Source organism: Micromonospora sp. NPDC049366, assembly GCF_044466625.1.
Taxonomy (GTDB): domain Bacteria; phylum Actinomycetota; class Actinomycetes; order Mycobacteriales; family Micromonosporaceae; genus Micromonospora.
The window spans coordinates 1-14,031 of record NZ_JBITMV010000026.1; the positions used below are offsets into that span (position 1 = coordinate 1).

Here is a 14,031-nt window from a genome sequence, read left to right on the forward strand (position 1 = left end):
CGCCATCTGGCACAACCGGACCACCGGACAACCCGTGACCAGGTCCCTCATCGCCTACGACCACTGACCAGGGTTAGGACTTACTCGTCTAGAGGATCGCCCGTGACGTCCGAGCCCACGCCCGCCGCCCGCCGGGCCCTGGTGACCGGCGCGACCGCCGGCATCGGCGCGGCGTTCGCCCGCCGGTTGGCCGCGGACGGCTGGCACCTGGTGCTGGTCGCCCGGGACGCCACCCGCCTCGGCGAGATGGCGACCGAGCTGACCGATCGGCACGGGCACGAGGTCGAAGTGCTCCCGGCCGATCTGTCCACCGACGACGGTTGCGCGGCGGTCGAGGCGCGACTGGCCGACGGCAGCCGCGTCGACCTGTTGGTGAACAACGCCGGAATCAGTCTGAACAAGCCTTTCCTGCGCTCGACCGCCGACGACGAGGCCCGCCTGCTCCGCCTCAACGTGCACGCCGTGATGCGACTGACGCTGGCCGCGGTGCGACCGATGACCGAAAGGCGGGACGGGGCAGTGATAAATGTCTCTTCCGTCGCCGGATTCGGCGCGGTGATGCCCGGCTCGACCTACTCGGCCAGCAAGGCGTGGGTCACCAACTTCAGCGAGTCGGTCGGCCAGTCGACTCAGCCGTTCGGCGTACGCGTGATGGCCTTGTGTCCCGGCTACACCCGCACCGAATTCCACGACCGGGCCGGCATCAACATGTCGAAGACGCCGGAGTGGATGTGGCTCAACGCCGACGACGTCGTCGACGAAGCCTTGCGTGACCTGCGGAAAGGTCGCCTGATCAGCGTTCCGGCGTGGAAGTACAAGCTCGCCGTCGCAGGGCTGCGGCACGCGCCGCGACGCCTGCTGCACGCGGTCTCCCGCGACACCCGGGGCCGGATCGGCCGCGACGAGAGCTGACCGCGCCACCACGGCGTGAGACGGACCGGTCACGGCCGCCGACGCCGAGCGATCCCGGGCGGTCGCACAGCGTAGCGGTACATCGCCACTCATCTGTCCCCCGGCCGGGTTGCCCCAGGTGGACCCCACATCCGGCGTCCAGACTCGAGCAGTACGCTCTATCGCCATGGGGGACCACGACGACCTGCGTAAATTCATCACCGACCTGGCTGTGGTCCACGGTCGGGTGGTGCTCTCCTCGGGCCGCGAAGCGGACTGGTATGTGGACCTGCGACGCGTCACGCTCCATCACCAGGCCGCACCGCTGATCGGGCGGGTGATGCTCGACCTGACCGCCGACTGGGACTACGAGGCGGTCGGCGGGCTGACGCTGGGTGCCGACCCGGTGGCGCTGTCGATGCTGCACGCCGCCCCTGCCGACCGAAATCTGGACGCCTTCGTGGTCCGCAAGGCCGGCAAGGCGCACGGGTTGCAGCGGCGGATCGAGGGACCGGAGGTGGCCGGCCGGCGGGTGCTGGCGGTGGAGGACACATCGACGACGGGTGGCAGTGTGCTGACCGCGGTCGAGGCGTTGCGTGAGGCCGGAGCCGAGGTCGTCGGGGTTGCGGTTATTGTTGATCGAGGCGCCGGCGACGCGGTGCGAGCCGCCGGACTGCCGTATCGGGCGGCCTATACGTTGGCTGACCTCGGCCTTGTGGCGTAAAAGTCTGCCGATTCGGATCTGCTGATATGCAGGCGGATCGATGCTGCTGGTGGAAGGATGGAAAACGTGGGAACTGCGTTGGCTGAAATGACTATGCCTCAGATCTCGCCGCTTGCTGGCGAGCCGATCGAACGTGCCGATGCCGAGCGCCTCGCCGGGGTCCTCAAGGCCCTCGCCGACCCCGCGCGGCTCCGGCTGCTCAGCCTGATCCAGTCGGCGCCCGAGGGTGAGGCGTGCGTCTGCGATCTGACCGCACCGCTCGGCCTCTCCCAGCCGACGGTCAGCCATCACCTCCGTATCCTCACCGAGGCCGGCCTGCTGGAGCGGGAGAAGCGCGGTGTGTGGGCCTACTACCGGCTGGTGCCGACCGCGATCGCCACGATCGCCGATCTGCTGACCCCGCCGCGCAAGCGGGCCACGAAGAAGGCCCGCTGACCCGTACCGATCGTCCGGTGCCATCCCCGAGCAGGGACGGCGCCGGACGGCCGGCCGGTGGTCAGTGCTTGCCGTAGTGCTGCCGGGTCTCCCGGATCGCCTCCTCGGCGGCGGCCCGCTCCGCGGCCGTCGCCCCGCGCTTCGCGGCCATCCGCGCCCGGAGCAGCTCGATCGCGATCGGGATCACCGAGATCGCCACGATCGCGATCAGGATGAACTCGATGTTCGCCTTCACGAACGGGATCTGGCCGAGGAAGTAGCCGAGCACCGTCACGCCCGTGCCCCAGAGCACGCCGCCGATGATGTTGTAGACCACGAACGTCCGGTAGTTCATCCGGCTGACACCGGCCACGATCGGCGTGAACGTGCGAACGATCGGCACGAAGCGGGCCAGGACGATGGAGCGGGCGCCGTACTTCTCGAAGAACTCGTGCGCCTTCAGCACGTTCTCCTGCTTGAACAGCCGTGAATTGGGGCGGCGGAACAACGCCGGGCCGACCTTGCGGCCGAACGCGTACCCCACCTGGTCGCCGGCGATCGCCGCAACCGTGATCAGCAGGCACACCAACCACAGCGGGTAGGTGATGTACTGCCCGTCGGCGGTCAGCAGGCCCGCGGTGAACAGCAGCGAGTCGCCCGGCAGGAAGAAGCCGATCAGCAGGCCGGACTCGGCGAAGACGATGGCCAGGATGCCGAGCAGCCCGAACGTCGAGATCAACCACTCCGGATCGAGCCAGTCCGGCCCCAGGGCCAGGGTGGTGGTGGGCGTCGGCACGAGCGACCTCCGTTGTCTGCCGGGTGAGGGTGGTGATCGGTCGCCAGGAGCGACGGCAACCCCCGTAGTCTAGGTGGCCCTCCGACACGCCCGGTGCTCGACGTCACACCTGCGCCCGCCCGCCTGGTCAGCCGGACGTCGGCCCGCTCGGCCGGATACGACGGTGCCCCGCCGCCCGTCGGGTCGGCGGGGCACCGGGTGCGGCACTGGTACGTACCGCTGACGCGGGCGTACCGCGTCAGCGGGGTGCGTGCCGGGTCAGGCCACGAAGCGGGTCCGGCGGCGCTTGGCCACCACGTAGCCGCCGACGCCGGCGACGAGCAGCAGGGCGCCGAGGCCGGCGATCAGACCGGTCGACGTACCCGTGACCGGAAGGCCGCCGTCGCCGCCGCCCTGGCCGCCGTCGGCGGCCGGGTTCACCACGAGCCTCGCGTTGTCGTTGGCCGGGTTCGTGTCGTCGACGAAGCCCTCGCACTCGCACTTGGTGTTGATGACGACCTTGCCCTCGGCGTTCGCCGTCACGGTGTCGATCCGGAGACCGAGGTCGACGGTCTGCTCCTCGTCCTTGGCGATGTAGTAGTCCGGGTAGCAACGGTAGGCATTCGCCCCCGGCTCGCCCGCGTGCTCCCAGTCCGCGTTCTCCCCGTCGAAAGGCATGCAGACATCCGGCACCTCGACCGCGGTGGTGCCGGTCGGGATGGTGACGTCGATCTTGGTGACCGGGGTGCCGCTGCGGTTGAAGTCCAGCGACGCGGGGCCGTTGTTGCGGACGCCCACGGTGGCGGTGACGACCGCCCCCGCCTTGCCGGAGACCATGTCACCGATCGCGGCGAGGTCGACGCCGTTCTTGCCGGTAACCGTGATCTCCATGCCGGACCAGTTGTTCTCCGGGTCGACGTCAGCCTGGAACGAACCGCGCTGCGTCATCTTCTGCCCGGTCAGCGTGAGGGGCCCGTCGGTGCCCGGCTTTCCGATGGTGACGCCCATGCTCGAGAGGTAGCCGACGAAGTCGTCGAACTCCGACAGGGTCATCCAGTTGTGGTAGCCGTACTCCCGGCCCGGGGCGTAGGTGTCCGCGCCCAGCAGGTACGGGACCTCCGCGGTGAGGGTGTCGCCCGGCTCCACCGTGTCGGTGAAGCGGCAGGTGCGCAGCTGGTCACCCTCGTACGTGCAGTTGCTGTAGTGCTTGCCCGGGCGGATCGCACGGTCGTTGTCGAAGATCGCAACAGCACCCTTGGCCGCCGTCTTGCCGACGTTGGCGAGGACCAGGGACGAGGTGAAGGCGTCACCCGGCTTGCCGGTGATCTTCACCTCGGTGCCGCCAGCCAGGTCGACCCCTTCACCGATCTTCACAGTGGAGGTGTGGCTGGCCGGCTGGAGACCTTCGGCGCTCAGCGTGACCTTGAGGTCTCCGGAATCGCCGTCCTCGGCGTCCTTCGTGGGCGCGATTGCGACGCTGAACAGGCCGCCAATGCCCCAGTCGTCGAGGCCGACCTCGAACGGGTCCTGGCAGACGAGGACGTTCTCTTCCGGGGTTGAGCACTCGCCGCTGATCTCAGGCTTGAGCGTGACCTTGCCGGCCAGGTCGCGGTAGTCGTAGCGAACGGTGAGACCGTTCACGACGATCGGCTCGGAGGCGTACAGGGTCGGTGAGTCGACCTTGCCCTCGGTGCCGACCGCGATGGTCATGTCCGTCATGTGCACGCCCAGCTCGACCGCCGGTTCTTCGGCGGCGGCGGGGGTGGCGGAGGCGGCGACGAACGCGCCTACGACGCCCAACCCGGCGAGCCAGCGCCGGGTGGAGTTCTTCAGCATGGGGTTCCCTCGGGTGGGGGGACGAAAGGTGAAGCCAGCGGATCTTAAGGATCCGCTAAGGTTCGGCGCTGTCCCGGACCGACGCCCGGTTGCTGATCTTGGCCGAACGGCTGATCGGAACCACCGCAACGTCCGGCGCCCCCTACCCGAAGTCGGGTCAGCGGTAGTCGTCCTCGTCGCCGACGACCACCCGCGCCTGCTCCATCGCGTCCCAGTCGTCGACCTCCAAGCCGCGGTGCGGCTCGGCGTCACCCTCGGTCGGGCCGACGACAGCGGCCTGCTCGACCGCGTCGGCGGTCTCGGCCTCCGGGTCGCGCTCCTCCGGGCCGAGGTGAGCGCTGGGGGTGAAGTCCTCGTCGGGCTGACCCATCGTCCCTCCCTGGATCTCGGCGCACCGCTACCCCACACACCGTACGGGCTCCGCCGGCCGCCCGCTCGGGTCGCGCCGTCGATCATCGGCCGAGTCGACGGAATCGGCCCACCAGGGCGTACGCCCGATGCCAGGATGGTGCCGTGGGCTTCCTGATCCGGCTGGCGATCACCGCGGTGGCGCTGTGGATCACCACGTTGATCGTGCCCGGCGTCCACGTCAGCGGCCGGACCGGCGCGAACACGGTGCTCACGCTGATCGTGGTGGCGCTGATCTTCGGCGTCGTGAACGCCGTGCTGAAGCCGGTGATCAAGGTGATCGGGTGCCTCTTCTACCTGCTCACCCTGGGCCTGTTCGCGCTCGTCGTGAACGCGTTGCTCTTCCTGCTGACCGACTGGATCGCCCACGTGCTGCGCCTACCGTTCCAGGTGGACGGATTCTGGGCGGCGTTCTGGGGCGCCATCGTGATGGCGGTGGTCACCTGGCTGATCAGTGTCGTCGTTCCGGACCGCCTGGAGGGCCGGTGACCGGCCGCGTCGGGTGGGCGGGCGCCGGGTCGGTTGCGTCGGCGCCGGCCGGCTGCGGGATACTGCCGGGCGGAGGACAGCGCGGTCCGGCGCACCCATGGACAACAGCGGCCTGCACGGCCGAGAGCGGTAAGTAAGGAGCGTTTGACATGCCCATCGCTTCCCCCGAGGCTTACGCGGAGATGCTGGACCGCGCCAAGGCCGGCCGGTACGCGTACCCCGCGATCAACGTGACCTCCTCCCAGACGCTCAACGCGGCGCTCAAGGGCTTCGCCGACGCGGAGAGCGACGGCATCATCCAGGTCTCCACCGGTGGCGCCGAGTACCTGTCCGGTCCCTCGATCAAGGACATGGTCACCGGTGCCGTCGCGTTCGCCGCGTACGCCCACGAGGTGGCCAAGAAGTACCCGGTGAACATCGCCCTGCACACCGACCACTGCCCGAAGGACAAGCTGGACAAGTTCGTCCGGCCGCTGATGGCCATCTCGCAGGAGCGGGTGAAGGGCGGCCAGGAGCCGCTGTTCCAGTCGCACATGTGGGACGGCTCCGCGGTGCCGGTGGCCGAGAACCTGCAGATCGCCGAGCAGCTGCTCACCGAGGCCGCCAAGGGCAAGATCGTCCTGGAGATCGAGGTCGGCGTCGTCGGCGGCGAGGAGGACGGCGTCGAGAACGCCATCAACGACAAGCTCTACACCACCGTCGAGGACGGCCTGGCCATGGTCGACGCGCTCGGCCTCGGCGAGAAGGGCCGCTACATGGCGGCGCTGACCTTCGGCAACGTGCACGGCGTCTACAAGCCGGGCAACGTGAAGCTCCGCCCCGAGGTGCTGAAGCACATCCAGGAGGCGGTCGGCGCCAAGTACGGCAAGGAGAAGCCGCTCAGCCTGGTTTTCCACGGCGGCTCCGGCTCGCTGCTGTCGGAGATCCGCGAGGCGCTGGACTACGGCGTGGTGAAGATGAACATCGACACCGACACCCAGTACGCCTTCACCCGGCCCGTCGCGGACCACATGTTCCGCAACTACGACGGCGTGCTGAAGATCGACGGCGAGGTCGGCAACAAGAAGCAGTACGACCCGCGCACCTGGGGCAAGGCGGCCGAGGCCGGCCTCGCCGCCCGGGTGGTCGAGGCGTGCGAGCACCTGCGCTCGACCGGCACCACGATGACCAAGTAACACCCGCACGGCACCGACGGCCGGCTCCCGCTCACCGGGGCCGGCCGTCGCCGTACCCGGCCGGCGCAGGTCGCCGCAGGTTCCCGGCCGGACGGTCAGGCCGTCGCGGTGAGCACCCGGACGGCCTCGCGCACGTCGTCGGTGAGGTGGATCGTCGACGACAGGTCACCGAACGGCGAGGCGGCGAGCAGGGGCCGCAGCAGCGCCTCGACCGGCAACTCCCGGGTCCAGTAGGCGCGGTCCAGGAAGACGTACGCGCCGCTGGCGCCGTCGGTGCCGTAGAAGGTCTTGGTGGCCGCCTGGAACACCTCCTGCACCGTCCCGGCCCGACCGGGCGCGAACACGATCCCGCCCCGGGCGAGCCGCAGGATGGTGTCCTCCCGGATGGCGTTGGAGAAGTACTTGGCGATCCGACCGGCGAACAGGTTCGCCGGCTCGTGGCCGTACAGCCAGGTCGGAATGGACAACCCGCCGGTCCGCGCCCACTCCAGTTCCGCGCCGCGCTGGCGGGGCACCGGCGGCGGCGTGTACCGCTCGCGGACCCGCAACGCCACCGCCGTGTACCGGTCGTGGTCGGTGAAGTCGGGCGCCGTCGCGAGCAGGTCGATCGCGGCGGTCAACTCCTCCGCCGGTCGACCCGCGAGGTAGGCGCCGAGATTCGCCGCCTCCATCACCCCCGGCCCACCGCCGGTGACCACCAGCCGGTCGGCCCGGGCCAGCTCCCAACCCAGCACGGCGGCCATCCGGTACGACGCACTGCCGCGCGGCACCGCGTGCCCGCCCATGATCCCCACCACCGACTGCGGCCCGTACGCGGCCAGCCACGCCCGCGTCGCGTCGGCCAGCGCGTTGTCGACGCCGTGATCGTGCAACCGCTGCCCGAGCGCCTCCCGTACGTCCGGCAGCGCGCCACCGCGCGCTCGGAAGTGCGCGTACACCCGGGTGTCGTACATCCCCGCGAAGCCCGCCTCGGCGAAGCCGGCGGCCAGCTCCTCTGGCGTGTAGAGGTGCGACGGCTGCGTCGGGTAGGGCAGCCCGGAGAAGGGCGGCACCACGTTGGCGCCCCGCCGGACCAGATCGGCGCCGACCTCCCGGGAGGCGAACCGGCAGCCGACGAAGAGCGTCCCGGCCACCGTGACGGCGGTGAGGTCCGGCGCCGGGTCGAGGTCCAGACGGAGACCCTGAATGGTCAACCCGGCGAGGTTGCCGGTGGCGAGTCGCCGGTCGAACTCGGCGCGGGTCTCGACCTCGTCGGTGGCGTGCGGTTCGAGAACGTCGGCGGGCGGTGGGGTCGGCACCCGGCCATCCTGCCCCCGTCAGCCGGCCCGCCGCACATCGGGCCGCTGTCCACCGGGTGTCCGGCTGCTGGTCGGCCCCGGGATCCGGCTGCTGGTGCCCCCGGTTGTCGGTGTTCGTGCCGGCCGACGTCGGGTGACCGTGCCCCGGACCGACAGGAGCCCGGCGGCCTGGACCACCGGGCTCCTGCGTAACCGGGTCCTGGGGAGGCTCCGGACCATTAGTTGTAGTGGAAAACAACTCCGTGCGGCATAGGCCACAGGCGTGACCAACTCCTCAGCCTTTCAGCCAGCCGGGTCCGTCGACCCTCTCGCATGTCGGTCGGCGAAGCGGGTTGAATGGGGCGATGCAGAACCTCATGCCGGAGCCACCGGCCACCCTCCTCCCCGCGTACGACGAGGCCGACGCCGCCCTGGTCGCCGCCGAACAGGCCGACGACGACGGCGCGTTCGCCGAGGTGGCGGCGCGCTATCCGACGTACAGCGCGGCGTGGGGCGCGCTGGGGGCCCGGGCGCTCGCGACGGGCCAGGTCGTTCCGGCGTACGCGTACGCCCGCACCGGCTACCACCGGGGCCTGGACCAGCTGCGCCGCAACGGCTGGAAGGGGCACGGCCCGGTGCCGTGGTCGCACGAGCCCAACCGCGGCTTCCTTCGCTGCCTCTACGTGCTGTCCCGGGCGGCCGACGAGATCGGCGAGGCGGACGAGGCGGCCCGCTGCGCCCAGTTCCTTCGCGACTGCGACCCCGCCGCGGCCGACGCCCTGGCCAGCAACTAACCCCCTCCCGCTCCTCTCCTCCCCGCGATCTTGCAGTTCCGGCCCTCGGTTCAGGGCGTTCGCCCGTTCTGTCGGGGCGCCAACTGCAAGATCGCGGGGCGGGGGCGGGGCTGGGGTCAGAGGCCTTCGGCTACGGCGGCGGCGATTTTCAGCCAGGCATCCCGGGTGGCGGACGAGAGAGCGCCGTAGCGGATCGGCTCGCCGCTGTCGATGAGCCGCTCGTACGGTGCCAGCAGCACCGCCCGCGTACGGGCGGCGAAGTGCTCCTGGATCGCCGGCAGGTCGATCTCCTTACGGGACGGTGGCATCGACACCACCGTGACCGCCTGCCGGACCAACCGCTGCCGACCGCTCTGCTCCAGGTGGTCGAGCATCCGGGCGGCCGTCTCGGCGGAGTCGTTCCGGGCCGACATGGTGACCACCAACTGGTCGGTGGCGTCCATCGCGGCCTGCCAGTTCTGCGCCCGGACGTTGTTCCCGGTGTCCACAAAGATCAACTTGTAGAAGCGGCTCACCACCTCGCGGATCTCGGCGAACGCCGCCGCCGTGAGCATCTCGCCGCCGGTGGCCGACTCGTCCGAGGCGAGCACGTCGAACATGCCCTCGCCCTGGGACCGCACGTACTGGGAGAGGTCGCCGACCCGCCCGTGTGCGCCATGGAACTGACCGAGGTCGCGCAGCATGTCCCGCACGGTGCGGGAGTGGAAGTCCTGCTGCGCGCGCATGCCGAGGGTGCCCTGGGTCTCGTTGTTGTCCCAGGCCAGCACGTAGCCGCCGCGCTTCTGCCCGAACGTCATCGCGAGCAGGAGGATGGCGACCGTCTTGCCGGCACCGCCCTTCGGGTTGACCACCGTCACCTGGCGCAGCCCGCCGAAGTTGCGGCGCACCATCTCGATGTCCCGCTTGCGCTCCTGCTCGTGCCGCCCGGGCGGAAGCTTCAGGCCGATCTTGTTGGCCATCGCCCGTACGCCCATGGTGGCCACTGGGTTGGCGGGCCGTACCTGTCGGCGGCGGGCGAAGTCCTCGGCCGTGGGCGGGGCGGCCTGCGGCGCGGCGTTCGGATCGGGGTGACCGGACGGCATGGCGGTGACGCCGGGGGCCGGCGGGTAGTGCTGCGGGGGTACCGGAGGCGCCCCGGCGCCACCCTGCCACGGCGGTGGGTACCAGCCGGGCGACGGCGGGAACGGGCCCGGCGGTGGGGCGGGCGGCGGAGGCAGGGTCGGCCCAGCCTGGGGCACTGGCGGGACCGGGCCGGGCGGTTGCGGGATCGGCGGGGGCACAGCCCCCTCGTGGGCGACGCCCGACCACAGTGCCGCCGGCGGTGCCCCGCCGGCACCCGCACCGGCGAACGACGTGCCCTCGGTCGGCACCGCACCGGTCGCGCCGCCCTCGGTGCCTGGCATCGCACCAGCCGCGCGGCTGTCAGTGCCGGGCGCGCCGACCTCCGCACCCGGCACCGGGCCGGCCGCGCCGCTGTCCGGGCCCAGCACCGGGCCGGTCGCGCCGCGTTCGGTGCTCGGTGGCGTGACGCCCGTCGCGCCGACGGCCGGCACTGGCCCGCCCGTGGTCGGAGCGACTTGCGCGGTCTCGTCCCGCCCGGAAGTGCTGGTGGGGCGCTGCGGCGGATGGGCCCACGGCGACTCGGCCGGCCGGCCCGAGGTGGCGGATCCGCTGGTCGGGGTGACGACCTTCGCCTCGCCCGTCGTGTCCGGTGCGCTCTCCTCGGCAGTCGTCGCCTGGGATTCGGGCGTGGCGGACCCGGCGGGCCGCGTGGCTGGGACCCCCGGGCTGGCCGGCCGGGCGGCTGCCTCGGCCGTGGTCGCACCGGCCTGCGTTGCGCGGGGGTGCTCGCCGCCGGCGGCGACCGCGGCACCGTCGGAAGCGGCCGGCGCGGACGGCGGGACGGGTACGCCCCGAGCGGCGGGCGGCAGCGGTGGCTGGTCGAGGCTGAACGGCAGGTCCAGGTCGACCTGGCCGCTGGCGGCCGGCCGGCCCGCTACACCCGGCGTGGCGGCACTGCCCGACGCGCCGTTCGTCGTCGGGCCGGGCGTGGCCGTGGTGGTCTGACCCGCCGGTGGCGGGGCAACGTCGGCCGGACCGGCGGTAGGTGGCGGGGCGGGCGATCCCGCGGCGCCGCCGGTGACCTCGGCGGGCTCGGCGGGCTCGGGTGCCGCCGGGGGCCAGGCGGGCCGCGTCACGGGGGCGCCCGAGGCGCGGGGAGCACCCGGCGCGCCACCGGTGGGCGTCTCCGCCCCGGCCGTGGCCCCGGTCGCGGGCGGCCAGGCGGCCCGCGCCGGGGGTGCGCCGCCGGCAGCGGTGCCCGCGCCCGCGCCGGTGGCGGAGCCGGCATCCGAGTCGGTGCCGGGGGCGGCGGGCGCCCACGCCGGCTGCGTCGCCGGTGGTTGCCAACCCCGCTGTGCGGGCGCCCAGCCGGAGGCCGGTGGCGGTGGTGGCGGCGGGGGCGCCCAGTTACCGCCCGGCGGCGGCAACGCACCGGTCAGCGAGGGGTAGTCCGTTGAGGACGGCGGTGGGCCCTCGACGCCGTTGTCGGCCGTGGAGGCGCCGGTCGTCGAGGGAGCCTTCGGGTCAGCGGCCGATGTGGAGGGTGCCGGCGATTCGGCGATCGGGTGCCGCACCACGGCAGCCCAGGGCGGCGCCGACGCGCCCGGATCCGTCGGCCAGGGCGGTTCGATGTCCCGCTCCGGCACCGGCTGCTGGCCGGGCGTACGCGCCCGGTCGGCGTTCTCGTCCACCACGGTTCCTCCCCATTCCTCCTGCCGAGGATAGGCCCACCAGCCGACGAGGGCTGGCCAGCGAGCGGGGCGGCGAGGTCAGACGGCCCAGACCGCCCAGGCGCCCCGCTCGGTCCACCAGGACCGCTTCCGGCTCAGCTCGCCCTCGACGCCGTCATCGAGGAACGGCACCTTCTCGTCACGCGGCACCACGGCGACCGCGCGACCGCGGGCCCGGCGCACCTCCAGGCGTACGCGCCTGCGGCCGAACCGGGACCGGGTCACCACCGGGACGGCCACGGCGACCTCGACCAGACCGTCGGTCGGGTCCGGCGCGGCCAGCAGGGCCACGTCGTCCAGGGTGGCGTACCCACCCGCGTTGCCGACCGCGCAGGCCAGCAGCGGGTCGTCGCCGTTGGTGAGCACGGTGTCGTCCACCTCGACCCGACCCCGCCAGTGCAACGGCCGACCGGCGTCGTCGGCGGCGCCGAGCAGCGCGCCGTCCAGGGTCACCGAGCCGCCGTCGGTGCGCAGCAGGTCCAGGCGGCGGGCTGTGCCGTCGAGGACCGCCGCGGCCACCGCCGCCGGGTCACGCGGCAACCCGAGCTGTGCGGCCAGGTCGCGGTGCCCGCCGCTGCGGGCCGGATCGAGCGGGAGTACGCCGATCGGCGGCAGGTCCGGCACCGTACGCCCGACGGGCAGGTCCTCGGGGCGCCGGCTGGGCGGCGGAGCGTACCGCCGGACGAGTCGGCGCAGCACGGCGCGCAACTGTGCGTCGCTGGCGGTGGCGACGACGAGCCGGATCTTGGAGTCCGGGTCGGGCCAGGTGAGGCCGTCGGCGCGCGCCGGGCCGTCCAGCCGGGCCAGCACCTCGTCGATCTCCTGGTCCGACCGGGCGGTGATCGTCTCGACGCGGGCGCCGCGGGCGGTCAGCGCGTCCGCGCACGCCAGCACCGGTACGCGCGGCGTCTCGCACCGTTCCGCCTGGTCCGGAGCGTCGTGCTCACCCTCCGTGACGCCACCGCAGCAGGCCCCACCGCTGCCGCAGCCACCGGACGAGTCCCGCTGCGAGGCGAGGGTGAGCAGCACCACGTCGTACACGGGAGGAGCCTCCTACCTGTCGACGCGACCCCTGCCGACCACGTCGTTACCTCTTGTTAGCCTGACACCCCGGGCTCGCCGAGCGGTCGCCACCTGGCACCCGAGCCTTTCTGGAGGCGAGAGACATGCCAGCGATCGTGCTCATCGGCGCTCAGTGGGGCGACGAGGGCAAGGGCAAGGTTACCGACCTGCTGGGTGAGCGGGTCGACTACGTGGTGCGTTACTCAGGCGGCAACAACGCCGGGCACACGGTGATCACGCCGGATGGCCAGAAGTACGCGCTGCACCTGATGCCCTCCGGAGCACTCTCGCCCAGCGCGAAGATCATCATCGGCAACGGTGTCGTGGTCGACCCGAAGGTGCTGCTCACCGAGATCGACGGCCTCGCCGAGCGGGGCGTGGACGTCTCCCGGCTGCGGATCTCCGGCGACGCGCACCTGATCATGCCGCACCACCGGGCGCTGGACCGGGTGGTCGAGCGTTACCTCGGCTCCTCCCGCATCGGCACCACCGGCCGGGGCATCGGCCCGGCCTACGGTGACAAGGTCGCCCGGATGGGCATCCGCCTGCAGGACCTGCTCGACCCGGGCATCCTGCGCAAGAAGCTGGAACTCGCGCTGCGCGAGAAGAACCAGATCCTGTTCAAGGTCTACAACCGCAAGGCGATCGACGTCGAGGCGACCGTCGAGGAATACCTGGCGTACGCGGAGCGGCTGAAGCCGTACATCGCCGAGACCCGGGGGCTGCTCTGGGACGCCCTCGACCGGGGCGAGACGGTCCTGCTGGAGGGCGCCCAGGCCACCATGCTCGACATGGACCACGGCACCTACCCGTTCGTGACGTCGTCCAACCCCACCGCCGGCGGGGCCTGCGTGGGCGCGGGCATCCCGCCGACCGCCATCAACCGGGTCATCGCGGTGAGCAAGGCGTACACGACGCGGGTCGGGTCGGGGCCGTTCCCGACCGAGCTCTTCGACGCCAACGGAGAGCACCTGCGCAAGATCGGTCACGAGTACGGCACCACCACCGGCCGGGAGCGGCGGTGCGGCTGGTTCGACGCCGTGGTGGCCCGCTACTCCTGCCGCCTCAACGGCGTGACCGACCTGGTGATCACCAAGCTGGACGTGCTCACCGGCCTGCCGAAGGTGCCGATCTGCGTCGGCTACGAGATCAACGGCAAGCGCGTCGACGACATGCCGATGACCCAGACCGACTTCCACCACGCCACTCCCGTCTACGAGGAGATGGACGGCTGGTCGGAGGACATCACCAAGGCCCGCAGCGTGGACGAGCTGCCGGAGAACGCCCGCCGCTACATCGCGCGCATCGAGGAACTCTGCAACACCCGCGTGAGCGTCATCGGCGTAGGCCCCGGCCGCGAGGAGAACGTGGTCCAACACCCCCTCCTCCCCTAA

General features: G+C 71.9%; 13 protein-coding genes. 7 read left to right on the forward strand and 6 right to left on the reverse strand.

Features of this window, described 5'->3' with window-relative positions; genetic code table 11:
- Positions 1-102: 102 nt before the first annotated feature.
- The 3 genes from ACIBTV_RS28670 (at position 103) to ACIBTV_RS28680 (ending at position 2,050) form a co-directional block, all read left to right on the forward strand.
- Positions 103-912 (forward strand): SDR family NAD(P)-dependent oxidoreductase, encoded by an 810-nt coding sequence (locus ACIBTV_RS28670; protein ID WP_396709864.1) that lies wholly within the window; start codon positions 103-105, stop codon positions 910-912.
- A 166-nt stretch (positions 913-1,078) separates the two neighbouring features.
- Positions 1,079-1,615, forward strand: a complete 537-nt coding sequence (gene pyrE, locus ACIBTV_RS28675; RefSeq protein WP_396709976.1) for an orotate phosphoribosyltransferase — start codon at positions 1,079-1,081, stop codon at positions 1,613-1,615.
- 57 nt (positions 1,616-1,672) lie between these two features.
- A complete protein-coding gene (locus tag ACIBTV_RS28680; RefSeq protein WP_076468717.1) occupies positions 1,673-2,050 on the forward strand; it encodes a helix-turn-helix transcriptional regulator in 378 nt (125 codons plus the stop codon).
- Positions 2,051-2,111: 61 nt separating this feature from the next.
- On the opposite strand, the gene ACIBTV_RS28685 is transcribed toward ACIBTV_RS28680, so the two are convergent.
- The 3 genes from ACIBTV_RS28685 to ACIBTV_RS28695 form a co-directional block, all read right to left on the reverse strand.
- The gene (locus ACIBTV_RS28685) at positions 2,112-2,825 is read right to left on the reverse strand and encodes a DedA family protein (RefSeq protein WP_396709865.1); all 714 of its coding nucleotides are present in this window, start codon (positions 2,823-2,825) and stop codon (positions 2,112-2,114) included.
- A 258-nt stretch (positions 2,826-3,083) separates the two neighbouring features.
- Positions 3,084-4,640: an LPXTG cell wall anchor domain-containing protein gene (locus ACIBTV_RS28690; RefSeq protein WP_396709867.1), complete on the reverse strand. Its 1,557-nt coding sequence runs from the start codon at positions 4,638-4,640 to the stop codon at positions 3,084-3,086.
- A 157-nt stretch (positions 4,641-4,797) separates the two neighbouring features.
- Entirely contained in the window at positions 4,798-5,010 is a 213-nt protein-coding gene (locus ACIBTV_RS28695; protein WP_396709869.1) for a hypothetical protein, read from the reverse strand.
- Positions 5,011-5,153: 143 nt separating this feature from the next.
- On the opposite strand from ACIBTV_RS28695, the gene ACIBTV_RS28700 reads away from it, so the two are divergent.
- A complete protein-coding gene (locus ACIBTV_RS28700; RefSeq protein WP_396709871.1) occupies positions 5,154-5,537 on the forward strand; it encodes a phage holin family protein in 384 nt (127 codons plus the stop codon).
- Positions 5,538-5,686: 149 nt separating this feature from the next.
- Positions 5,687-6,712, forward strand: coding sequence for a class II fructose-bisphosphate aldolase (fbaA, locus tag ACIBTV_RS28705; RefSeq protein WP_396709873.1), 1,026 nt, complete (start codon positions 5,687-5,689; stop codon positions 6,710-6,712).
- Positions 6,713-6,807: 95 nt separating this feature from the next.
- On the opposite strand, the gene ACIBTV_RS28710 is transcribed toward fbaA, so the two are convergent.
- Positions 6,808-8,010 carry an LOG family protein gene (locus tag ACIBTV_RS28710; RefSeq protein ID WP_396709875.1) on the reverse strand — a complete coding sequence of 401 codons (1,203 nt, stop codon included), beginning with the start codon at positions 8,008-8,010 and terminating at the stop codon, positions 6,808-6,810.
- A 344-nt stretch (positions 8,011-8,354) separates the two neighbouring features.
- On the opposite strand from ACIBTV_RS28710, the gene ACIBTV_RS28715 reads away from it, so the two are divergent.
- Complete coding sequence (locus ACIBTV_RS28715) at positions 8,355-8,783, forward strand: DUF3151 domain-containing protein (RefSeq protein WP_396709877.1); 429 nt, start codon at positions 8,355-8,357, stop codon at positions 8,781-8,783.
- Positions 8,784-8,899: 116 nt separating this feature from the next.
- Here the strand turns inward: ACIBTV_RS28715 and ACIBTV_RS28720 are convergent, their stop codons facing one another.
- Both ACIBTV_RS28720 and ACIBTV_RS28725 read right to left on the reverse strand, forming a co-directional pair.
- Positions 8,900-10,981, reverse strand: a complete 2,082-nt coding sequence (locus ACIBTV_RS28720) for a chromosome partitioning protein (RefSeq protein WP_396709978.1) — start codon at positions 10,979-10,981, stop codon at positions 8,900-8,902.
- Positions 10,982-11,614: 633 nt separating this feature from the next.
- The gene (locus ACIBTV_RS28725) at positions 11,615-12,616 is read right to left on the reverse strand and encodes a hypothetical protein (protein ID WP_396709879.1); all 1,002 of its coding nucleotides are present in this window, start codon (positions 12,614-12,616) and stop codon (positions 11,615-11,617) included.
- Positions 12,617-12,741: 125 nt separating this feature from the next.
- Between ACIBTV_RS28725 and ACIBTV_RS28730 the strand changes: the two genes are divergently transcribed.
- On the forward strand, positions 12,742-14,031 hold the full coding sequence (locus ACIBTV_RS28730; RefSeq protein ID WP_396709880.1) for an adenylosuccinate synthase: 1,290 nt from the start codon (positions 12,742-12,744) through the stop codon (positions 14,029-14,031).

Bases quoted from the DNA above. Each gene is read 5' to 3' on its own strand.
- pyrE (WP_396709976.1), top strand. From the start codon at position 1,079: ATGGGGGACCACGACGACCTGCGTAAATTCATCACCGACCTGGCTGTG.
- ACIBTV_RS28680 (WP_076468717.1), top strand. From the start codon at position 1,673: ATGGAAAACGTGGGAACTGCGTTGGCTGAAATGACTATGCCTCAGATC.
- ACIBTV_RS28690 (WP_396709867.1), bottom strand. From the start codon at position 4,640: ATGCTGAAGAACTCCACCCGGCGCTGGCTCGCCGGGTTGGGCGTCGTA.
- ACIBTV_RS28695 (WP_396709869.1), bottom strand. From the start codon at position 5,010: ATGGGTCAGCCCGACGAGGACTTCACCCCCAGCGCTCACCTCGGCCCG.
- fbaA (WP_396709873.1), top strand. From the start codon at position 5,687: ATGCCCATCGCTTCCCCCGAGGCTTACGCGGAGATGCTGGACCGCGCC.
- ACIBTV_RS28715 (WP_396709877.1), top strand. From the start codon at position 8,355: ATGCAGAACCTCATGCCGGAGCCACCGGCCACCCTCCTCCCCGCGTAC.
- ACIBTV_RS28730 (WP_396709880.1), top strand. From the start codon at position 12,742: ATGCCAGCGATCGTGCTCATCGGCGCTCAGTGGGGCGACGAGGGCAAG.